The 21,579-nt window shown below is 72.1% G+C and carries 15 protein-coding genes; 9 read left to right on the top strand and 6 right to left on the bottom strand.

All coding sequences use genetic code 11. The features are described from left to right. The first annotated feature begins 49 nt into the window (after positions 1-49). Entirely contained in the window at positions 50-1,639 is a 1,590-nt protein-coding gene (locus tag BMY61_RS48450) for a hypothetical protein (RefSeq protein ID WP_042444151.1), read from the top strand. 132 nt (positions 1,640-1,771) lie between these two features. Further along, positions 1,772-3,265 carry an APC family permease gene (locus tag BMY61_RS24135; protein ID WP_042444149.1) on the top strand — a complete coding sequence of 498 codons (1,494 nt, stop codon included), beginning with the start codon at positions 1,772-1,774 and terminating at the stop codon, positions 3,263-3,265. 22 nt (positions 3,266-3,287) lie between these two features. Here the strand turns inward: BMY61_RS24135 and BMY61_RS24130 are convergent, their stop codons facing one another. Then, positions 3,288-4,760, bottom strand: coding sequence for an SDR family oxidoreductase (locus tag BMY61_RS24130; RefSeq protein ID WP_169791837.1), 1,473 nt, complete (start codon positions 4,758-4,760; stop codon positions 3,288-3,290). Between the two features lie 416 nt (positions 4,761-5,176). Further along, a complete protein-coding gene (locus BMY61_RS24125; protein ID WP_042444146.1) occupies positions 5,177-6,550 on the bottom strand; it encodes an MBL fold metallo-hydrolase in 1,374 nt (457 codons plus the stop codon). A gap of 174 nt (positions 6,551-6,724) precedes the next feature. On the opposite strand from BMY61_RS24125, the gene BMY61_RS24120 reads away from it, so the two are divergent. Next, a complete protein-coding gene (locus BMY61_RS24120; RefSeq protein WP_042444144.1) occupies positions 6,725-7,516 on the top strand; it encodes a sulfite exporter TauE/SafE family protein in 792 nt (263 codons plus the stop codon). Between the two features lie 16 nt (positions 7,517-7,532). Here the strand turns inward: BMY61_RS24120 and BMY61_RS24115 are convergent, their stop codons facing one another. Next, a complete protein-coding gene (locus BMY61_RS24115; RefSeq protein WP_052438450.1) occupies positions 7,533-8,135 on the bottom strand; it encodes a class I SAM-dependent methyltransferase in 603 nt (200 codons plus the stop codon). 76 nt (positions 8,136-8,211) lie between these two features. Further along, the gene (locus tag BMY61_RS24110) at positions 8,212-8,667 is read right to left on the bottom strand and encodes a MarR family winged helix-turn-helix transcriptional regulator (RefSeq protein ID WP_042444143.1); all 456 of its coding nucleotides are present in this window, start codon (positions 8,665-8,667) and stop codon (positions 8,212-8,214) included. A 100-nt stretch (positions 8,668-8,767) separates the two neighbouring features. Between BMY61_RS24110 and BMY61_RS24105 the strand changes: the two genes are divergently transcribed. Then, the gene (locus BMY61_RS24105) at positions 8,768-9,421 is read left to right on the top strand and encodes a GTP cyclohydrolase II (protein ID WP_042444141.1); all 654 of its coding nucleotides are present in this window, start codon (positions 8,768-8,770) and stop codon (positions 9,419-9,421) included. A gap of 99 nt (positions 9,422-9,520) precedes the next feature. Here the strand turns inward: BMY61_RS24105 and BMY61_RS24100 are convergent, their stop codons facing one another. Next, positions 9,521-9,916, bottom strand: a complete 396-nt coding sequence (locus tag BMY61_RS24100; protein WP_042444139.1) for a nuclear transport factor 2 family protein — start codon at positions 9,914-9,916, stop codon at positions 9,521-9,523. 195 nt (positions 9,917-10,111) lie between these two features. On the opposite strand from BMY61_RS24100, the gene BMY61_RS24095 reads away from it, so the two are divergent. The 5 genes from BMY61_RS24095 (at position 10,112) to BMY61_RS24075 (ending at position 19,261) form a co-directional block, all read left to right on the top strand. Continuing rightward, positions 10,112-11,455, top strand: a complete 1,344-nt coding sequence (locus BMY61_RS24095; RefSeq protein ID WP_236655908.1) for an MFS transporter — start codon at positions 10,112-10,114, stop codon at positions 11,453-11,455. A 214-nt stretch (positions 11,456-11,669) separates the two neighbouring features. Then, the gene (locus tag BMY61_RS24090) at positions 11,670-12,836 is read left to right on the top strand and encodes a TetR/AcrR family transcriptional regulator (protein ID WP_082014825.1); all 1,167 of its coding nucleotides are present in this window, start codon (positions 11,670-11,672) and stop codon (positions 12,834-12,836) included. Between the two features lie 278 nt (positions 12,837-13,114). Then, a complete protein-coding gene (locus BMY61_RS47855; protein WP_082014824.1) occupies positions 13,115-16,684 on the top strand; it encodes an AMP-binding protein in 3,570 nt (1,189 codons plus the stop codon). A gap of 11 nt (positions 16,685-16,695) precedes the next feature. Continuing rightward, positions 16,696-18,156: an aldehyde dehydrogenase gene (locus BMY61_RS24080; protein ID WP_042444135.1), complete on the top strand. Its 1,461-nt coding sequence runs from the start codon at positions 16,696-16,698 to the stop codon at positions 18,154-18,156. A gap of 28 nt (positions 18,157-18,184) precedes the next feature. Next, entirely contained in the window at positions 18,185-19,261 is a 1,077-nt protein-coding gene (locus tag BMY61_RS24075; RefSeq protein WP_042444132.1) for a zinc-binding dehydrogenase, read from the top strand. Between the two features lie 77 nt (positions 19,262-19,338). Here BMY61_RS24075 and BMY61_RS24070 read toward each other — a convergent pair whose 3' ends face one another. Further along, on the bottom strand, positions 19,339-21,243 hold the full coding sequence (locus tag BMY61_RS24070; protein ID WP_042444131.1) for an alkyl/aryl-sulfatase: 1,905 nt from the start codon (positions 21,241-21,243) through the stop codon (positions 19,339-19,341). Positions 21,244-21,579: the final 336 nt, after the last annotated feature.

Here is a 21,579-nt window from a genome sequence, read left to right as displayed (position 1 = left end):
CGGACGGGCACCGAGGCCGTCCGGCGCGAGCGGAGACAGCGGGGTGCACATGAGCGGAGGAGACGGGCTGCGCGGGCGTGTTCTCGTCATCGACGGGGGCAGCGGTCGCGCCGCGCGCAGGTTTCCGCCGCGCGAGGGCCGGCCCGCGCCGGCGCTCACCCGCATCCTGTCCGCGATAGCCCCGCAGGTGTTGCTGGCGACCGACGGAGTCGACAGCGTGCTGCTGCCCGCCGCCGTCGACGCGGACACCGTCCGCGACCACCTGCGGGCGGCCGCCCGCCACCCCGGCCCGCTGCTGCTCCACGTCGGCGGTCACCTGGTTCGCGACCGCGGCACCGGCGCGCTCGCCCTCGAACTCGACCGCGACCGGCTGCCCTGGCGGGTCCTGGAGGAGGAGCTGCGGCTGCGCCCGATGCAGTCCGGCACCCTCGTCATCGGCGACCTGAGCGCCGACGCGGACGCCCTGCCGCAACTGCGCGTCCAACCCTCCCCGCTCGGTGCGGGGCTGCCGCTGTGGGCGGCGGTCAACCCGGACGTGACGCAGGTGGGAACCTTCACCCGTGCCCTGGTCGAGGCGTTGCACGGCGGCCGCCCGGGCGCGGGGGAGCGGTTGACGCCGGAGCAGCTGCAACAGCAGGTGCACCACGTGCTGCGACCGGAGACGCAGATCGTGGTCTCGCACGCGCCGGGCTGGCAGGTCTTCCGCAACACCTCCCGCCGCCTGGGCCCGACCCTGGTCGGGGCCGAACTGCCGTCCGTGGCCGGGCCGTCGCCCGTCCCGCCCGCAACGGCGTCCGCGACCGCGCCTGTTCCGGTCGTGACGCAGCGCTCCCCGGAGACCGTCACGGTCGAGCTGCCGCTCACGGCCGACGTCCCGCCGTTCGACATGCCGCCGCTGCCCGTGAACCCGCCGACGGTCCACCTCACCCAGTCCGGTCTGCCGCCGGTGCGGCAGGAGCCCGCGGTGCCCGTGACGTTCGCTGTGCCCGTGCAGGACGACCTCGCCCCCTACCGGGGCGCCATCGGCGCCATCGTCGCCGCCGCGGACGCGGGCGAGCATGCGCGCGCCGTCAACGAGGCCATCACGCTGGAGCGCAACGCCGTCAGGTCGCACGGCACGGACAGCGAGCCGGTACTGAAGCTGCGCCAGGTCCGCGCCCACGTCACCCGCCTGGCGGGACTTCAGCGCGAGGCGACCCTGCTCTACCGCGACGTCGCCCTCAGCCTGCTGGACACCCGAGGCGCGGACGACCCCGAGACCCGCCAGGCCGCCGCGAACGCGGAGGCCTGCTGGCGTGCGATCGAGGACGACGCGGACGCCCGCCGCCTCGGCCCGGACCTGGTTCGCCTGCGCCAGGCCCTCCCGGACACCCGCCGCCTCTCCGCGGTCGAACGCCACCTCTCCCGCCTCCGCGGCGACACCCCGCCCCCGCCCTCCCGCACCCCGGAGGACACCGCGCCGGAGGACATCGTGGACGACGTTGTGGAGGACGCCGTGGAGGACGCCGTGGAGGTCCTCGCTTCCGACGACGTCTCCGCCACGGACCCGGCGGACGACGCCCGGGACGACACCGCGGAGGATTCCCCCGAGGACACTGCCGAGGACGCCTCCGAGGAGTCCGTCCACCGTGCGAGCTGAGCGCCCCGCCTGGCTGACAAACCCTCACGGCGTCAAGGGATCAACGATCCTGGCAACAGACTGACGCTGCCGCCCTGCTCTCCCGACCCGGACACTTTCCGATCATCCGGTCGCGAGGAGCGAGGAGCAGGCATGTCAGCCGAACCACCCGTGCAACGTCTCAGGGCGAACTCCGTGGGGTTGGTCGGGGTCATCTTCATGGCCCTGGCCACCGCCGCGCCGATCACCGCGATGACCGGCAACCTGCCGGTCATCATCGGCATGGGCAGCGGTGCGGCCGCGCCCGCCGCGTTCGTGTTCGTGACGGTGGTGCTGGTGGTGTTCACCGTCGGCTACGTCGCGATGGCCCGTCACATCACCACCGCCGGCGCGTTCTACGGTTACGTCTCGCACGGCCTCGGCCGGGTCGTCGGAATGGCGTCGGGACTGCTGGCGGTGCTCGCCTACGTCGTCTTCGAGGCGTCGATCGTCGGAATCTTCGCCTACTTCGCGCAGCAGGCGTTCGCCTCGCAGTTCGGGGTGCACTGGCCCTGGCAGGCCTTCGCGCTCTCGATGCTCGCCGTCACCGCCGTGCTGGCCTACTTCGACCTGCACATGGCCTCGCGCATTCTCGGGGTGTTCCTGGTCGGCGAGGTGCTGATGCTGCTGCTCCTGGGCGGCGCGGTGCTCGTGCACGGTGGCGGGCACACCGGCCTGCACGTCGGCACGCTGAACCCGGCCAAGGCCTTTGCGGGCGCCAACGCCGGGGTGGGGCTTTTCTTCTGCTTCTGGTCCTGGATCGGCTTCGAGTCGACCGCCATGTACGGGGAGGAGTCGCGCAACCCCAAGCGGATCATCCCGCGTGCGACGTTGCTGGCGGTGGTCGGTCTCGGCGTCCTCTACACCTTCGTCACCTGGATGACGCTCGTTGCCGCGACCCCGGCCGACGCGGTGCGGACCGCGAACGGCAGCAGCCCGCTCGACCTCTTCCTCGTCCCCGCGCAGACCTACCTCGGCCACTGGGCGGTGTCGGCGTTCTCCTGGCTGATGTGCACGAGTGCCTTCGCCTGCGGGATGGCCTTCCACCAGTGCGCCTCGCGCTACCTCTACGCGATCGGCCGCGAGGGCTTCCTGCACCGCGCGCTCGGCCGCACCCACCCGCGCCACGGCTCCCCGCACGTCGCCTCGTTCACCCAGACGGGCATCGCGCTCGTCATCATCGGCTCGTTCTGGGCCGCCAAGCAGGACCCCTACGTCAGCCTCTACACGCTGATGGCGATCCTGGGCACGCTCGCGCTGCTGGTCGTGCAGACGCTCTGCTCGTTCTCGGTGATCGCGTACTTCCGCCGCCACCACCCCGAATCCCGCCACTGGTTCCGCACGTTCACCGCGCCGCTGCTCGGCGGGATCGGGATGCTGGCTGCGATCTGGCTGCTGGTGGCCAACCTGGACACGGCGGCGGGGGCCGCGTCCAAGGTGCTGTTCTTCCGCTTCATCCCGCCGATCGTCGGCGGGGTGTTCCTCGCCGGGATCGGCCTGGCCCTCTACATGCGGGCCAGGCACCCCGAACGCTACGAACTGATGGGCCGTCTGATCGTGGCCGATGCCCAGGAACGGGCCGACGAACCGGTGCCGACCAGCGCCTGACGGTGCGTCACCGAGAAGTGCGTCACCACGAGTGCGGGCGGTAGTCCTTGAGGAAGACGCCGAACAGGTCCTCGCCCGCCTCGCCACGCACCACCGGGTCGTAGACGCGTGCGGCGCCGTCGACCAGGTCCAGCGGGGCATGGAAGCCGACGTCGTGCATGCGCATCTTGTCCGGGTGCGGGCGCTCGTCGGTGATCCAGCCGGTGTCCACGGCCGTCATCAGGATGCCGTCCGTCTCCAGCATCTCCTGGGCGCTGGTGCGGGTCAGCATGTTGAGGGCGGCCTTGGCCATGTTCGTGTGGGGGTGGCCGGCGCCCTTGTAGCCGCGGCCGAACTGGCCCTCCATCGCGGAGACGTTGACGACGTACTTGCGACGGGCCGGAGAGGCGGCCATCGCCGCGCGCAGGCGACTGACCAGGATGAACGGCGCGGTGACGTTGCAGAGCTGGACCTCGAGCAGCTCGATCGGGTCCACCTCCTGCACCTTCTGGCTCCAGCTGTTGGAGTCGTCCAGGTCCGGGACGAGCCCGCCCGCGTCGATCGCGGTGCCCGCCTCGATCAGGGCGGGCGCGGCCGAGCCGGAGGTCAGCGCGAGCGCGGTCAGCGCCTCGGCGCTGAGCTTCTCGCGGCGCGGGCCGCCCTGCGCGGGCAGCATCGGCTGGCGGCTCATGTCGAAGCGGCCCAGCGTCGTCGCGGAGGGCAGCTCGCCGGCGGGCAGCGGCGCGTCCTCGGCGTCGATCAGCTCCTTGTAGGCGTTCGCGGAGCGACGCACGGTCTGGGCGGCGTTGTTGATCAGCACGTCCAGCGGCCCGGCCGCGGCGACCTCCTCGGCCAGCGCGATGACCTGGGACGGGTCGCGCAGGTCGATCCCGACGATGTGCAGGCGGTGCAGCCACTCGTGGCTGTCCGGCATCGCCTTGAAGCGGCGGATCGCGTCGTTCGGGAAGCGGGTGGTGATGGTGGTGTGCGCGCCGTCGCGCAGCAGCCGCAGCGCGATGTACATCCCGATCTTGGCGCGTCCGCCGGTGAGCAGGGCGCGGCGACCGGTCAGGTCGGTGCGGGCGTCGCGGCGGGCCCGGTTCTCGGTCGCGCAGGTGGGGCAGAGCTGGTGGTAGAAGGCGTCGACCTCGACGTAGCGCTGCTTGCAGATGTAGCAGGAGCGCGGGCGCTCGAGTATCCCGGCGAACGCGCCGGTGGTGCCGCTGGTGAGCTGCAGGCCCTGCGTCTCGTCGTCGATGCGGGTCGCGGCGCCGGTCGCGGTGCGCTCGGTGACGGCCTTGTCGTTGGCGGTCTTGGCGGCGCGACGGTCCTGGCGGCGGCGCTGCTTGACCTCGCGGTACACGCCCGAGGTGGCCTTGCGCAGCTCGATCGCCTGTGGGTGGTCCAGCGGCAGTTCGCTCAGCTCGGCGAGGGCGTCGAGCACCAGGCGCATGCGCTCGGGGTCGATCCCGGGATGGGCCTCGGCGGTGACGGTCACGTCGGGTCCTGCGTTCATCGACTGCTGGGTCTCTTCTGGGATCGGGCCTGGCGGCCGGGCGGGGGCTGGCGAAGGGCAACCCGATCAACTCTACCGGTCGGCCGACCGTACCGGCCGGGCGCCTGCCGCGCAGCGGCGGGACGGGACGGCGGACGGTCGCCTCCGGGAGGTGGGCCCGAGCGTGTGGGCGGTGGCTGATGGCCGCGCGCCGGCCGCGCGGGCCGTCCCCGCCCCCGCGCTCCGGGGCTGTGCCGGCCGTCGCGGTCACTTGTTGCGCGGGCGGTGGGGCCGTTGTCGGCGCCTGCCGTCCCGGGGTCGGGCCTTCGGCCGTCGCCGTCATTCGTTGCGCGGGAGGTGGGCCCGTTGTCGGCGCGTGCCGTCCTGGGCCGCGTCGCCGGTGCCCGGGACGGGCGTGGCGGGCCCGGCGGCTGCGATCAGGCGCAGGCCTCCCATGCGCCGTAGCCGCCGATGAGGTCGTAGACCTCGGCGCGGCCGCCGCGCCGGAGCACGCTCGCCGCGATCGAGGAGCGGTTGCCGCCCGCGCAGTGCACGACCAGGCGCCCGTCGGCCGGGATCTCGTCGCGGCGGGCGACCAGCTCCGCGAGGGGGATGTGCAGGGCGCCTGCGATGAGGTGGCCGTCCCCCCGTTCGCCGGCGTTGCGTACGTCCAGCACCAGCGGCGGGTGCTCGCCGTTGAGCTCGGCGCGCAGCGCGTCGGCGGTGAAACGGGCTGCCTGCCGCATCTCCTCGGGCCGGTCCCGGAAGACCCGGTCCGGCTCGGCCGCGTGGCCGAGGACCTTGTCGAAGCCGATCCGGGCCAGGCGCGTGACGGTCTCCTCGGCGCGGCCGTCCGCCGCCACGACCAGGATCTCGTCGTCGGGGGCGAGCACGCTGCCGACGTGCTCGGCGAAGCGGCCGTCGATCGGCACGTTGACCGATCCGGCCAGATGCCCGGCGGCGAAGGCCAGCGGGTCGCGGGAGTCCAGGACCACCGCGCCCCGGCCGCGCAGCAGCGAGAAGCGTTCGGGGTCGAGGGGGTGGGCGGCCAGCTCGGGGTCGAACAGGTCCCGGTTGCGGCGGTTCAGATCGGCGTCGTAGGAGAAGTAGCCGGGAGCGGCGGGCTGGTCGGCGCCGACCAGGGCGACGAACGTCGCCTCGTCCATCGGACGGCACGCGTAGTTGGACAGCCGTTGCATGCCGATGGTGGAGGAGCGCTCGGTGGAGAGGTTCTTCCCGCAGGCGGAGCCCGCTCCGTGGGCGGGGAAGACGCGGGTCTCGTCCGGCAGCGCGAGCAACTTGCGGTGGACGCTGTCGTACAGCATCGCGCCGAGTTCCTGCGCGGTGACGCCGGCGGAGGCGAGCAGGTCCGGGCGGCCGACGTCGCCGACGAAGAGGGCGTCGCCGGTGAGCACACCGTAGGGGATCAGGTCCTCGGGACGCTCGAAGACCAGGATGCTGATCGACTCCGGGGTGTGGCCGGGTGTCTCCATGATCTGCAGGGTGACCCGGCCCAGACTGATCCGCTCGCGGTCGGCGAGCTTGCGGATCGGGTAGTCCGTCTCCGCGCGGCGGCCGTAGCCGATCCAGGCGCCCGTGCGGGCGGCGAGCTCGAGATGTCCGGCCAGGAAGTCCGCATGGAAGTGGGTGTTGATCACCGCCTCGACGGTGAAGCCGTTCTCCTCCGCGTCCGCGACGTATTCGTCCACGTCCCGGCGCGGGTCCACGACCACGGCGCGGCCGGTCGTGGGGTCGCCGATGACGTAGGAGGCCTGGGAGAGGCAGTCGAGGTAGTGCTGAGCGAAGTACATGGGGCCTCCCGGTGCCGGGCTGTGGATGGGATACCCATAGGGGTATTACGATGAGAGTGTCGTATACCTCCAGGGGTATTGGCAAAAGTTCCGCTGCAACAGTCGAAAGGCCCAGGTCATGCATCCCGTGCAGGTCGTCACCGTGCCGGTCGCCGCCGCGCAGGCGGCCGTCCGGTGAGCGCGCTGCTCCTGGCCCTATTGTCCGGCGCGGCGGTCGGTCTCGCCCTCGGCGGCCTCGGCGGTGGCGGCAGCATGCTCACCGTCCCCGCCCTGATCTACCTGCTGGGCTTCACGCCGGCCGAGGCGACGACCGGCGGCCTGCTGATCGTCGCGGCGACCTCGCTCACCGGCCTGCTCACCCACGCCCGCGCGCGCCGGGTCCGTTGGCGCAGCGGCCTGCTCTTCGCTGCTGCGGGCCTGCCCGTCGCCGCGCTGCTCGGTCTGCTCTCGTCACGCCTTCCGGCGGGGGCGCTGACGGCGGCGTTCGCGCTCCTCGCGGGGGTGGCCGCGTGGCGCATGCTGCGTCCTGGGCGTCCCGCGCGACCGGCCACGGCGTCCACGGGGGTGTCCGCGGCGGCCGAGGTCGATGCGCGCCCGGCGGGCGCCCCCCGCGCCGCGGCGGTCGGCGGGGCGCTCGGGGGCGCGACGGGTCTGCTCGGCGTCGGCGGCGGGTTCCTCGTCGTCCCGGCCCTGGTCTCGGTCCTGGCCTTCCCGATGGCGGAGGCGGTCGGCACCAGCCTGCTGGTGATCACGGCCAACTCCGCAGCCGCCCTGGTCCCGCGCCTGGGCGCGGCCCACGGGCTCGACTGGGCGGTGATCGCCCCGTTCACCGCCGCCGCGATCCTGGGCGCGTGGGACGGAAAGCGGCTGGCCGACAAGCTCTCCGGCGACACCCTGCAGCGCGCGTTCGCCTTCGTGCTGCTCGCGGTCGCCGCATTCATGCTGGTCGGCGCGGTCGCGCGCTGAGTCGGCGCGCCCGGTCTCAGGCGGTCGGCGAGCGTACGGCGCGGACGTGCAGCGCACGGGACCGCCGCGTCGCCCGCCACTCGGCGCGCAGCTCGGCGAAGCCGGCGGCCGCGAGCGCCGGGAGCAGCTCGTCGTCGTAGTGCGGCCCCGCGCTGCCGCCGTCCGGCAGGACGGCCTCCTCGAGCACGGACAGCGCCAGCCGCCCTGCCGGACGCAGCACGCGCCGCACCTCGGCCAGCGACGCGTCCCGTGGCTGCCACAACTGCACGCTGTTGACCGCGCACACCCCGTCGAACGTCCCGTCCGCCCACGGCAGCGCCTGGACGGTCCCCTGGCGCAGCTCGACGGGCGCCTTGGCCCGGCGGGTCCGCCGTCGGGCGGACGTGAGCATCAGTTCGGACGGGTCCACCCCGGCCAGGGTCAGGTCCGGGGCGCTCGCGGCGAGTGCGAGCAGGCCCGTGCCGGGGCCGAAGCCGATCTCCAGCAGCCGTTCGCCCGCGCGCGGTGCGAGGTCGGTGACGCAGGCGCGGACCTGCGCGTCGTGGCGACGCGCCATCAGTGCGCCGACGAAGGCGCCGCCCACTCCGCTGGGCAGTGCGAACTGCCGGGTCAGGTCCATGGGGCAAGCCTGCCGCAACTGCCCGCCCGTGCGGGGCCGATCGGTGGAACGGCGCGGGGGATCGCTCGGTCGCCGGTCAGCTGCGAAGGCGCCGGGCCACCTCGCCGAGGCCCTCGGCGATATGGGCCAGCTGGTCGGGGCTGAGCACGTCGATGAGCGCGTGGCGGACCGCCTCGACGTGCCCGGGTGCGGCGAGCCGCAGCATCTCGCGTCCCTGGTCGGTGATCTCGGCGAAGACGCCGCGTACGTCGCTGGGACAGGAGCGCCGGAATACCAGGCCCGCCCTTTCGAGTTGGGTGATCTGGTACGTGAGTCCGCTCTTGGACGTGACGAGGCGGTCGGCGAGCTCGGTCATCCGCAGCGCGCCGCCGTCGGCGGCGTTCAACTGCACCAGGACCTCGTACTGGGTGTGGGAGAGTCCCGCGTCGTCCTTGAGCTGCTGCTCCAGCCTGCGGTTGACCAGGTTGGTGGCGGACAGGAAGGCGATCCAGGCGGCCTTCTCGTGCTCGTCGAGCCAGCGGGGTTCAGTCATGCCACCAGAATACTCTGTTGTTCAAATTTGAAACACGGTGTACTGTCGTCCCGTCGCTTGGTTCAAATTGGAACGAAGCCCGAACGAGCGGAGTCTTCCCATGACTGCCCCTACAGAGAGCCGCAGCCCCGAGGCGACGATCCGCACCCGTGTCCGCGTCCCGCTGCGGTTCGGCGACGGGTACAGCGTCGACTCCGAGCTGGTCACCTTCCACGGCCTGGCCGACGGTCAGGAGCACCTCGCGGTCGTCCTCGGCGATCCGGACGCGACCGAGACCCCGCTGGTCCGCCTCCACTCCGAGTGCCTGACCGGTGACGTCTTCGGCTCGGCCCGCTGCGACTGCGGCCCCCAGCTCCGCGAGGCCGTCGAACGCATCGCCGCCCGCGGCGGCTACCTCCTCTACCTCCGCCAGGAGGGGCGCGGCATCGGCCTCTACAACAAGCTCGACGCCTACGCCCTCCAGGACCAGGGCTACGACACCTACCAGGCCAACGCGGCTCTCGGTCTTCCGGAGGACGGCCGTGACTACACCGCCGCCGCCCAGATGCTCGCCGCCCTCGGTGTCGACAGCGTCGACCTCCTCTCCAACAACCCGGACAAGGCCGCCCAGCTCCGCACCCTCGGCGTCCCGATCCGCGACCGCGTCGCGACCGGCGTCCACACCACCCCGCACAACCTCCGCTACCTGCGCGCGAAGTTCACCGGAACCGAGCTCTCGTCGGGTCACGATCTCCTGGCGGGGCGTATCGCCTGACGGATCGTCATTCGGATGCGCGCACGTGCAGGCGTTGTGGACGCCTGCACGTGCTGTGCGTTCCGCGCCCGTCCAAGGGGGAGGTGGCGGGAGGGGCGGTCAGGCCCAGAAGTCGTCCGACGCCGCCATGTCGGCAACGCATTCGTCCAGGTCTGTGATCTTGTCCCCGACGATGCGGAAGACGATGCCGCCCGCCATGTCGATCTTCTTGCCGCCGCGTTCCGCGGTGACCTGGTGAACGGACATCACGTGGCCGCGACCGTCGACGAACGCGTCGCGGAGCTCGACCCGCATGGTGCCGTTCGTCTGCGCGGCGAGCTGACCGTAGTAGTCGAGCACCGCGTCGATCCCCTTCATGTCGCCGGATAGCGGGTGGCTTCCCGGGACGTGGTGCGTGCAGTCGGACGTCATCATCCCCCGCAGGGTGTCCACGTCCCCCGCCGAGAACGCCGCGTAGCCCCTCCGGACCAGTGCCGCGTGCGGATGTTCAGCCATCGTCCTTCGCCGCCTTTCGTCGGGCTCGAACTGTCGGCCGGAACCAACCCTTCCACCATGAGGGCAGGTCGTCCACCGTGCGCCGCCGCGCGAAGGCCCGGCACCGGAAATCTCACGCGGAGCCTTGTCGCCGGTGGTGAGCAGTGATTCACTTCTGCCGTTCCCCCGCCTGGTGCGCGCGATGCTGGAGGTCCCGTGACGATCAATGAGAGAGCAGAGGTCGACGCCCCCGGGGGCGATTCGACGGGCGGCGGGGTGGCGAGACCCGGCCCGCGGGCCTGGGTGGTGCTCGGGCTGCTCTTCTGCCTGATGGTGGTCAACTTCGCCACCAAGGTGGTGCCCGCGCTGGCGGGGGACCCCTTGATGCACGAACTCGGTATCGGCACATCGACCTTCGGCGTGGTGCAGAGCAGCTTCTTCTGGCTGTTCGCGGCCGGCGCGATCCTCGGCGGCTGGCTGGCCACCCGGGTGTCGGCGCACCGACTGCTCGCGGTCAGCGCGGGTCTGTGGGTGGTCAGCCTGGTGCCCATGGCGTGGCACGTGGGGCTGGGCACCGTGATCACCTGCCGGGTCGTGCTCGGCTTCGCCGAGGGGCCGACCGTGGCCCTGGCCCTGCAGATCGCCCATGCCTGGTTCCCGGCCGAGCGCCGGGCGTTGCCCTCGGCACTCATCGTCGCGGGTGCCGCGGTGGGGCCGCTGGTGTCCGCGCCGGCGCTCAACGCCCTCATCGCCCGGCAGTCCTGGCACGCGGCCTTCGCGGTGCTGGCGGTGGTCGGTACGGTCGTGGCCCTGGCCTGGGCGTTCGTTGGCCGTGACGGGACGCTCGCGGTGGCGGACGCGGCCCACCCACAGGCGTTGCCGCTGCCCGAGCGGGTGCCCGTGGCCCGGCTGCTGACCACCCCCACCCTGGTCGGCCTGACGGTGCTCGCGCTGGCCTCGTACGCGGACACGGCCGTCAAGCTGAGCTGGCTGCCGCTCTACTTCCACGACGGCCTCGGCTACTCCACGGCCACGGCGTCCAGGCTGACGGCCCTGCCGTTCCTCGCGGCCGCGATCTCGCTGATCGGCTTCGGTGTGCTCTCCCGACGGCTCACCCGCAGGGGCTGGTCGCTGCGGGCCACCCGCGGCCGGCTGCCCGGCATCCTGGTGGCGGTAGGGGCGTTGGGCAATCTGCTGTTCCCCCTGGCCGGCAGGGGTGGGCCGGCGCTCTGCCTGATCGTCCTCGGTGCCTCGCTGGTCGCTGCGGGCTACGGAATCAGCTTTGCCGGTCTCTCGGACGTGGTCCCCGCGCGACAGCGCGGCCTGGCCTTCGGCGTGGTGACGGCCGTCTACTCGCTCGGCGGGATCATCGGCCCGGCCGTCATGGGCGGCCTGGTGCACGGCAGCGCCGTGCCTCTGGACGGCTACACGCGCGGGTTCCTGGGGCTGGGCGTCGCGCTGCTCGCCGGTGGCGTGCCGGCCCTCGTCCTGGTGCACCCCGAGCGGGATGCGGCGCGTCTCCGCGCTGCTGCCGAAGGGCTGTCTGCTTCTCGTGCGTAGGTTATTGCGGATTCACCTGAGGGCCGGCGCCGGGATCTGTGAGGGTTTCGTGGCCTGAGCCGCGCCATCGCCCCCAAGTGAAATCCGACTACCGCCGCCTGTCCTGCCGGGGTGAGTGACTGCCCTGCCGGGCCATGGGCCGAGTTCATCCCGGGTGAGGCCCGGATGACTAGGATTGGGCGGAAGTCGACCGGCGAGCAGGGAGAACACACGCGTGGCAGTCCGCAGGCCTCCTGACCGCAAGCAGCGCATCGCCGCGGCCGCGGCCGACCTCTTCCGCGAGCGTGGCTTCCGCAACGTCTCGGTCGCCGACGTGGCCGAGGCCGTCGGCATCACCGCGCCCGCGCTCTACCGGCACTTCAAGAACAAGCAGGCGCTGCTCGGCTACGTCGTCAGCGACGGCCTCGAGGTCATGGACAGGATCGGGCGCGAGGCCGAGAGCCTCGACGAACTGCTCCGCGCGGCGATCGCCCTCGTCGCCGACCAGCGGGGGCTGGCGACCCTGTGGCGCCGCGAGGCCCGCCACCTGCCCGAGGCGGAGCGGGAGGAGCTGCGCCACCACCTGAGCGGGATCGCCGGCCGCTACGCCGCGCTGATCCGCGCCGAGCGGCCGGATCTCCCGGAGGCGGACAGCACGCTGCTCGCCTGGTCGCTGCTGGGGGTCCTGGCCAGCCTGGCCGGCCATCGGTACAGCCTCCCGCGTCGCCGACTCGAGGCCTTGCTGACCCGGCTCACCTCGACGGTCGTCCGCTGCGAGCTCGGCACGGCCGCTCCCTCCGAGCCGACCGAGGCGGTACCGGACCCGGCTCAGCTCGCGCAGCCCTTCGCGCTGTCCCGTCGGGAGCAGATGCTCACCGAGGCGATCCGGCTCTTCGACGAGCGTGGCTTCCAGTCCGTCAGCACGGACGACATCGGCGAGGCCGTCGGCACGTCCGGGCCGAACGTCTACAAGCACTTCCCCAGCAAGACGGACCTCCTGGTCGCCGGGGTCGTCCGCGGCGGTGAACGGCGGGCCGCCGGGACCGCCCAGGCTCTGGCGCGTGGGGGCGATCCGCGACAGACGCTGGACCTGCTGCTCCATGCCCACATCGACTTCGCGTTGGAGAACGGCCACCTGCTCGGCCTGCTGCTCAGTGAACTGGACCAGCTCCCCGAGGAGCAGCGCAAGCGCAGCCTTCAGGTTCAGCGGGAGTACGTCGAGCTCTGGGTCAAGGTCCTGGACCAGGCTGCGCCTGGTCTCGATGCGACCGAAGCGAAGATCGTCGTCCTCGCCGTGCTCTCCGTGGTGGACAGCGCCGCCCGGACCGGGCGGCTGCGCAGCCGCCCGGACCTCGACGACCGCCTGTTCGAGATCGGGACGGCTCTGCTCCTGGCCCGATAGCCCGACGCCCACCGATCGCCCAGAACGCCGGGACCGCAGCTGCGGTCCCGGCGTTCCTTTGTCTTCGCACGCTCTGGGTCGGGTCGGCCGGGCCGCCGCTGAGGTATGGACATCGGCGTTAGTCTGAATTAACTTTGCAGCTGCCCGCTTCACTGCCGAAGCATGCTCTTCCTCGAAGAAGCACCGGCGCAGGCGGCTGTCGAAGCCACGATCGACCGTGCGTCGTGATCGTTGCGAGGGACAGCAATCATTCACTTCGAACTACTTCAGGAGTGCTCGTGGCGTCCACCCGGCCCCAGACCTCGCCGCCGTCGCCGGACATCCCGAGAGTCGGTGCCGACGCTCTCCTCGCCGGTGCCGCTCGCGCCTATCCGGACCGGGTCGCCCTCCTCGACGGCGACGAGTCGATGACCTTCGCCGAGCTGCACGACGCGGCCCTGCGGGTGGCCGGCGGCCTGCGAGCCCGCGGGCTGCGTCCGGGCGACCCCGTCGCGCTGCACATGCCCAACACCTACTGGTACCTCGTCGCCTACTACGGCGCGCTCTGCGCGGGCCTGCCCGTCGCGCCGCTGAATCCGGCGCAGCCCGTCGGCGCCCTCCGCGCGCAGCTGCGCGACTGCGGCGCCAAGGCCGTCTTCACGCACCCGGCCAACTGGGCCGGACTGGTCGAGGCCGCCGGCCCGGACCTGCAGCTGGTCGTGCACGTGCCGGGCACCGCCGCCGGCCCCGCACCCGAGGGCGCGGTCCCGCTCGCCGGGTCCGTCCCGCTCACGGACCTGCTGGCCGCCGACCCGCTGCACGGCTACCGGGTCGATCCGGACCTGGTGGCCCACCTGCAGCTGACCGGCGGGACGACCGGCAGGTCCAAGGCCGTGCGCGTGCTGCACCGCAACCTCGTCGCGAACGTCGTCCAGTCGGGCTGCGGGCGCTCCGGCTCGGTGGCGGGCCTCGACGAGCAGGGTGGTCTCCGCGTGACCCGGTCGGCGGACGCGGCGCCGCAGGCGATGCTCCCCGGCGAGGGCGTCACCATCGCCATCGCACCGCTCTTCCACGGCCTGGGCCTGGTGGGCCACAACATCAACACCCTGCTCGGCGGGACGGCGGTGATCACCGGCGGCCGCTTCGACGCCGACCAGTTCATCGTCGACATCGAGCGCTACGGCGTCACCAACATGGCCGGTTCGCCCGCCATGTTCTACGCGATGCTGCGCAGCCCGGAGCTGGGCAAGCGCGACCTGTCCTCGGTGCGCCTGGTCACCTCCGGCGCGGCGCCGATCGACACCACCGCGCTGACCCAGCTGCGCGCCGCCATGCCCGGCGCGAGCATCGTCGAGGGCTACGGCCTGAGCGAGGCCACCATGGGCCTGACCACCACCTTCCCCGGCGCCCCCATCGAGCCCCCGCTCGGCAGCGTCGGCACCGTGATCCCCGGCACCGAGCTCCAGCTGCGCGCCGAGGACGGCGAGACGGTGCTGCCGCAGGGCGCCACCGGCGAGATCTGGGCCCGCGGCCCGCAGATCACCGACGGCTACCAGGACGAGCCGGAGTTGACGGCCGCTCAGTTCGTCGACGGCTGGCTGCGCACCGGCGACCTCGGCCACTTCGACGAGAACGGCTTTCTCTTCCTGGTGGGAAGAGCGAAGGACATGCTGATCTACAAGGGCTACAACGTCTATCCCCAGCCGCTGGAGGAGCTGCTGTGCTCCCACCCCGCCGTCGCCCAGGCGTCGGTGGTCGGCCGGAAGGCGCCCGAGGTCGGCGAGATCCCGGTGGGCTTCGTCGTGCTGCGCCCGAACGCCGCGGCCGAGGCGGAGCGCGGACAGGCGTTCCTGGACGAGGTGATGGCGCATGTCGCCGCGCAGGTCGCGCCCTACCAGAAGGTCCGTGAGCTGCACGTGGTGCCAGCCCTGCCGCTGACGCCCACCGGAAAGATCCTCAAGACCGAACTGCGCAAGCGGCTCGCCGCCGTCACCGCCGGAACCCCCGGAAGCGCCGGAACCGCACTGGACTTCGCGGACCCGACCGACCGCGAGAACGCCTTCCGCGGCCTGGTCGACAAGCTGGACCCCTGCGTCATCCGTGACGCCGAGGGCCGGGTCGTCTGGGACAACGACCGCTGGAGCTTCCTCACCGCGCAGGAGTGCCCGGAGACCGTGCACCCGAGCCTGTGGCGGCAGGCCGGACTCAACACCGCCCAGGGCCTGTTCGAGGTCTGCGAAGGCGTCTACCAGCTGCGCGGCCTGGACGTCTCCAACATGACGATCGTCGAGGGCGACAGCGGCATCGTCGTCATCGACCCGCTGGTCTCCAAGGAGTGCGCCGCCGCCGGTATGGAGCTGTATCGCCGCAACCGCGGCGACCGCCCGGTCAGGGCCGTCCTGTACAGCCACAGCCACGGCGACCACTTCGGCGGCGTCCTCGGCGTGACCACGCAGGAGGCCGTGGACGCCGGCGAGGTCGCGATCGTGGCGCCCTCGGGCTTCATGGAGCACGCGGTCAGCGAGAACATCTTCGCCGGCCCGGCCATGCGGCGCCGCGCGGTGTACCAGTACGGCAAGTTGCTCCCGGCCGCCGCCGACGGATCGGTGGGCATGGGCATCGCCCAATGGGTCTCCAGCGGCACCATCGGCCTGGTCCCGCCCACCGTCACGGTCGAGGAGACGGGCACCGAACTCAGCTTCGGCGGGGTCCGGATCGTCTTCCAGATGGCGCCGGACACCGAGGCGCCCTCGGAGATGAACTTCTACCTGCCGGACCACAAGGTCCTGCTCATCGCCGAGATGGTCAACCACACCCTGCACAACGTGCTCACCCTGCGCGGCGCGCTGGTCCGGGACGCGCGGGCGTGGGCGGAGTACATCACCGAGTGCATCCTGCTCTTCCAGGACGCGGACATCCTGATCGGCTCGCACACCTGGCCGACCTGGGGACGCGAGCAGGTCGTCACCATGCTCACCCAGCAGCGCGACGCCTACGCCTACCTCCACGACCAGACGGTCCGGCTGATGAACAGCGGCCTGACCGGCGCCGAGATCGCCGAGGAACTGGCGGAGTTCCCGGGCGAGCTGGGCCGTTCCTGGAACGTGCGCGGCTACTACGGCTCCATCAGCCACAACGTCAAGGCCGTCTACCAGCGCTACATGGGCTGGTTCGACGCCAATCCGTCCCACCTGTGGCAGCACCCGCCCGTCGAGCAGGCCAAGCGCTACGTGGCCTTCATGGGCGGCGCGGACGCGGTGGTCGCCAAGGCCCGCGCGTCCTTCGAGGAGGGCGACCTGCGCTGGGTTGCCGAGGTGGTCAACCACGTGCTCTTCGCCGAGCCCGACCACGCCGCCGCCCGCGCGCTCCAGATCGAGACCTACACCCGCCTCGGCTTCGCCCAGGAGAACGCCACCTGGCGCAACTTCTACCTGAGCGGCGCCCAGGAGCTCTCCGCCTCGCAGCGCGCGGCCGACACCCAGAACCACAGCGAGAGCCTGGACCTCATCGCGGCCCTGGGCACCGGCCAGATCTTCCAGTCCATGGCCGTCCGGCTGAACGGCCCCCGCGCCGCCGCCCACCGGCTGCTGCTGCGCTGGGAGTTCGGTGACACCGACGAGGTGTGGACACTGCTGGTCGGCAACGGCGTGCTGACCCCCATGCGCGGCGACGCGCCCGGGGGCGAGGCGCCGCAGCTGACGGTTCGCCTGGAGCGCGCCACGCTCGACCGGATCCTGGCCAAGCGCACGACCTTCGCCGACGGCATCGGCGCGGGCGCGATCGTGCTGGACGGCGACGCCACGGTGCTCGCCACCTTCTACGGCCTGCTGGACGAGCCGGCCCGCAACTTCCCCATCGCGCTCCCGTGAGGAGACAGCACATGACCGACATCGTCGAGTACACGCAGTTGTTCGTCGGCGGCCGGTGGGTCGAGCCCGCCGGCACCGACACCATCGAGGTGGTCTCGCCGGTCACCGAGCAGGTCGTCGGACGCGTCCCGCACGCCGCGCCCGCCGACGTCGACCGCGCCGTGGCCGCCGCCCGCGAGGCCTTCGACCACGGCCCGTGGCCGCGCCTGCCCATGGCCGAGCGGATCGCGGTCGTCACCCGGATCAAGGACGCCCTCGCCGCCCGGCACCAGGAGCTGGCGGAACTGGTGACGCTGCAGAACGGCTCACCGATGCTGTTCTCCGTGCGCGGCCAGGCGCTGTCCGCCGTCGGGGTCTTCGCGGTGGCGCTCGCCGCCGCCGAGCGGTTCACGCAGGAGTCGGAGCGTCAGGGCACTGGCGGGCCGGTGCTGGTGCGGCGCGAGCCGGTCGGGGTGGTGGCCGCGATCACGCCGTGGAACGTCCCGCAGCTGACCATCGCGGGCAAGCTGGCCCCGGCGCTGCTGGCCGGCTGCACCGTCATCCTCAAGCCGTCCCCGGAGACCCCGCTCGACGCGCTCTGGCTGGCGGAGCTGTGCGCGGAGGCCGGGCTGCCGGAGGGCGTGCTGAGCGTGCTGCCCGCCGACCGGGAGACCGGCGCGTACCTGGTGGCGCACCCCGGCATCGACAAGGTCGCGTTCACCGGCTCGGTGGGCGCGGGCAAGGCGATCATGGCGGGCGCCGCGCAGAACCTCACCCGGGTCTCGCTGGAGCTGGGCGGCAAGTCCGCCGCGATCCTGCTGGAGGACGCCGACCTGTCCGTCGCGCTGCCCGCCGTCGTCGGCGGCACCTGCGCGGCCAACAGCGGTCAGGCCTGCGTCGCGCTCACCCGCGTGCTGGTGCCGGACTCGCGTTACGACGAGGTCGCCGGCGCGCTGGCCGCCGCCTTCGGCGCGCTCTCGGTCGGCAACCCGGCCGACCCGGCGACGGTGGTCGGGCCGATGGTGACCAGGCGTCAGCAGCAGCGCAATCTGGACTACATCCGCATCGGCCAGGAGGAGGGCGCCAAGCTCCTCACCGGCGGCGGAGTCCCGGAGGGGCTGACCACCGGCTGGTACGTCGAGCCGACTCTGTTCGGCGACGTCACCAACGACATGCGGATCGCCCGCGAGGAGATCTTCGGCCCGGTCGTCTGCCTGATCCGCTACGGCACGGAGGACGAGGCGGTCGCGATCGCCAACGACTCCGACTTCGGCCTGTCGGGCGCCGTCTTCTCCGCCGACGCCGAGCGCGCGGCGGCCGTGGCCCGCCGCGTGCGCACCGGCACCATCACCGTCAACGGCTTCCGGCTGGACCTGGCCGCGCCCTTCGGCGGCTACAAGCACTCCGGCATCGGCCGCGAGTTCGGCCCCGAGGGCCTGGCCGCGTACTTCGAGTACCAGACCGTCAACCTGCCCGCTCCGGCCCAGGCCTGACCCCACCGTCAACGAAGGAGAACTGAGCATGCGCGCAGCAGTGCTGCACAAGACCGGGGACGAGGCGCTGGACGTCCGCGAGGTCGAGACCGTGTCCTTCGGCCCCGGCCGGGTCCGGGTCAGGATGCACAAGGCCGGGCTGTGTCACTCCGACCTGTCCGCAATGAGCGGTGTGCTCATGCACCCCGCGCCGTTCGTCCCCGGCCACGAGGGTGCGGGCGAGGTCGTCGAGGTCGGCGAGGGCGTCACCCACGTGAAGCCGGGCGACCGCGTCATCGTCTGCTGGATGCCGCCGTGCGACGCCTGCCCCTCGTGCAAGGCGGGCGACGGCCACCTGTGCCGCAGCGGCTACGGCAACCTGGCCAACCCCAACTTCAAGGACGGCGAGACGATCGTTCCCGGCATGCTCGGCGCGGGCACCTTCGCCGAGGAGGTCGTCATCGCCGCCTACGCGGCCATCCCGATCCCGGACGACGTCCCCTACGACATCGCCGCTCTGGTCGGTTGCGGCGTCACCACCGGGATCGGCGCGGCGCTCAACACCGCCAAGGTGAAGCCGGGGTCCTCGGTCGTGGTCATCGGCCTGGGCGGGGTGGGCATCAGCATCCTGCAAGGTGCCAAGGTTGCGGGCGCGGCGCAGATCATCGCCGTGGACCCGACGCCGAACCGCCGCGCGTGGGCGCTCAAGTTCGGCGCCACCGAGGCGATCGCGCCGGAAGAACTGGCCGAGACCGTCAAGCGCGTCACCGGCGGCTTCGGCGTCGACTACGCCTTCGAGGCCGTCGGCAAGCCCGGCACGCTGCGCGCCGCCTACGACGCGGTGCGGCTGGGCGGCACCGTCTGCCTCGTCGGCGCGGGCTCCCGCAGCGACCTGACCGACCTGAGCATGGGCGAGCTGGTCATGACCGAGAAGGCGGTGCTGCCGTCCTTCTACGGCGGCGACGACATCCGGCGCACCTACGACACGATCTTCGCCCTGTGGCGGGCCGGGCGGATCGACCTGGAGTCGATGATCACGCACCACGTGCCGCTGACGGAGATCAACGAGGCCGTGCGGCAGATGCACACCGGTGAGGCCCTGCGCACCGTGATCGACATCGCCTGACCCCACCCGACCGACACGACGACGGCGGGCCCGCGCATGCGCGGGCCCGCCGTCGTCGTGTCGGTCTCCCGCAGCGGTTACGGGGTGACCAGGGGGAACTGCGGGTCGAAGTCGTCCATCGCGGAGGCGAGGGCGCCCAGCACGCCGAGATCACCCTCCGTCGTCAGCCGGTACTTCTCGACGAGGTCCTTCGCCGCGGCAGGCTTGAGCAGGAGCGCGGCGAGCGCCGCCTTGGGGCCGGTGACGCTCAGGCCGGCGTCCGGGGCGTGCCCGGGGCGGGCGTTGAGCACGCCGTTGCGCACCCACATCGTCCACGGGCCGCCGGAGTCGGCGAAGGTGAGGTTGATGCGGAGGTCGAGGCCCGCCGCCCGTCCGCCGTCGAGGTGGACGCCCACGAAGTCGAAGAGCAGGTCGATCGGCATGGCCAGGACCGTGTCGAGGTTGTCCGTGTGGACCACGCTCTCGGTCGGGACGCCGCCGCGCAGCTCCTGGGCGGCGGTCAGGAAGATCGCCCGGTACTGCGGCACCTCCTGCTGGTAGCCGAGCTGCTCGTAGGCGTCGGCCTGCAGCTCCTTGGCCTCGGTGTCGTCGGCGTCCGCGAAGACCAGGTGGTGCAGGACCTGTACGGCCCAGCGGTAGTCGCCCGCGTCGATCGCGTCCCGGCCCTCCTGGAGGATCTTGTCGCGGCCGATCAGGTCGACGTGGCGCCTGGCGTGGTCGGCGGGCAGCAACGGCAGGATCGTGGCCGGGTCCCCGTCCCAGAAGCCGAGCTCCTTGTGGAAGACCGCGCGGACGTTGTGGTGCAGGCCGCCGTGGTAGTAGCGGTTGAACCACTTCCTGCCGATCGCGTCGGGCAGTTCGACGATCTCGGCCGCCTCCAGCGGGGTCAGGCCCTGGTTGGCCAGGCGCAGGGACTGGTCGTGGATGTACTTGTAGAGGTCGCGCTGGGACTCCAGCAGCGTCACCACGTTCTGGTTGCCCCACACGGGCCAGGTGTGCGGGCCGTAGTGCACCTCGGCCTCCGCGCCCCAGCGCACCAGGGTCTCGTCCAGGTAGCGCGCGAAGTTGCGGGCGTCGCGGGTGCGCGCGCCGCGGATGGTCTGGATGTTGTGCATGGTGTGGTTGGCGTTCTCCGCGCAGGTGAGTGCCTTGATCGCGGGGATCCAGATGTGCATCTCCTCGGGCGCCTCGGTGTCCGGGGCGTAGAGGAACTCGAACTCCCAGCCGCCGAGGGTGCGCCGTTCGCCCGTACGGGTGATCGGGTCGGTGGGCGGGATGTAGCTGAACTTGGTGCGGAAGCCGTCGTCCTCGGAGCCGATGCCGCCGGTGACGACGCCGCAGTCGCAGTGGGGGAGCAGCAGGCCGAAGGTGTAGGCCATCCGTCGCGACATCGCGTTGCCGGTGATGACGTTCTCGCCGATGGCGTACTTGTTGAACGACTCGACGGTCCCCGGAGCGATGATCGGGATCTTGCCGGAGGCGACGTCGGCCTCGTCCACGATTCCCTTGATGCCGCCGTAGTGGTCGAAGTGCGTGTGGGTGTAGATCGCGGCGACCACCGGCTTGTCGTTGCCCAGCTCGCGGCGGAACAGCTCCAGGCCGGCCTTGGCCAGCCCGACGTCGGTGCCGAAGTCGATGACGACCAGGCCCTCGGGCGCGTCGACGATGGTGATGTTGGCGCTCAGCCGCACCTGGTAGAGGCCGTCGACGACGCGGTACAGACCCTCACGCTTGATCAGCTGGGACTGCCGCCACAGGCTCGGGTTCACCGAGTCCGGAGCGGGGGCGTCGTCGCTCACGTAGTCGAGCATCTGGCCGTCGCGCAGCAGCTCGCCCTCGTCGCTGTACAGCTTGTCGGGGAAGCCCGCGACGAAGCCGCGGTCCACGTCGGCGAAGTCTGCGACGTCCTCCATCGCGTAGCGGGAGGCGGCCGACCGGTTGATGTCGGCGGTGAAAGGGGTCGCCTGCTTGGGATCAGTCAAGGCGTTCTCCGTCCGGGCGGGGCTTATGTCTGACTTGTCCTATTTGCTGTTGCGGACGCTAGCCGCTGAGCTCCTCGTCCGCCAGCAGGCGGCGCCACCGCGTCTTGGCGCGCGGCCCGGCACGCTCAGCGGCGGTGACCCCTGCGAACGGGCACGAACTGTGCGCCGGCACAGCCGGGGTCGCGGGATCGGCCATCGCTGCACCGACCTGCGCCGATTCCCTCGCCTCCGCAAGGCCCCGCGTGGTCGGCTGTGCCTGCACGCGAGGGTGGCGCACCGCAGCCCCTCGCCTGCCTCTGTCGGCGCGATCCGCCCGACCCAGGTGCGAGAACAGAC

It is taken from the genome of Streptacidiphilus jiangxiensis, assembly GCF_900109465.1.
In the GTDB taxonomy this organism is placed as follows: Bacteria; Actinomycetota; Actinomycetes; order Streptomycetales; family Streptomycetaceae; genus Streptacidiphilus; species Streptacidiphilus jiangxiensis.
Note: the sequence above shows the minus strand (reverse complement) of the source record. Positions and strands in the feature narration are given on the sequence as shown.

Coding starts and splice junctions, on each gene's coding strand:
- BMY61_RS48450 (WP_042444151.1), top strand. CDS start 50: ATGAGCGGAGGAGACGGGCTGCGCGGGCGTGTTCTCGTCATCGACGGG.
- BMY61_RS24135 (WP_042444149.1), top strand. CDS start 1,772: ATGTCAGCCGAACCACCCGTGCAACGTCTCAGGGCGAACTCCGTGGGG.
- BMY61_RS24130 (WP_169791837.1), bottom strand. CDS start 4,760: ATGAACGCAGGACCCGACGTGACCGTCACCGCCGAGGCCCATCCCGGG.
- BMY61_RS24125 (WP_042444146.1), bottom strand. CDS start 6,550: ATGTACTTCGCTCAGCACTACCTCGACTGCCTCTCCCAGGCCTCCTAC.
- BMY61_RS24115 (WP_052438450.1), bottom strand. CDS start 8,135: ATGGACCTGACCCGGCAGTTCGCACTGCCCAGCGGAGTGGGCGGCGCC.
- BMY61_RS24110 (WP_042444143.1), bottom strand. CDS start 8,667: ATGACTGAACCCCGCTGGCTCGACGAGCACGAGAAGGCCGCCTGGATC.
- BMY61_RS24105 (WP_042444141.1), top strand. CDS start 8,768: ATGACTGCCCCTACAGAGAGCCGCAGCCCCGAGGCGACGATCCGCACC.
- BMY61_RS24100 (WP_042444139.1), bottom strand. CDS start 9,916: ATGGCTGAACATCCGCACGCGGCACTGGTCCGGAGGGGCTACGCGGCG.
- BMY61_RS24080 (WP_042444135.1), top strand. CDS start 16,696: ATGACCGACATCGTCGAGTACACGCAGTTGTTCGTCGGCGGCCGGTGG.
- BMY61_RS24075 (WP_042444132.1), top strand. CDS start 18,185: ATGCGCGCAGCAGTGCTGCACAAGACCGGGGACGAGGCGCTGGACGTC.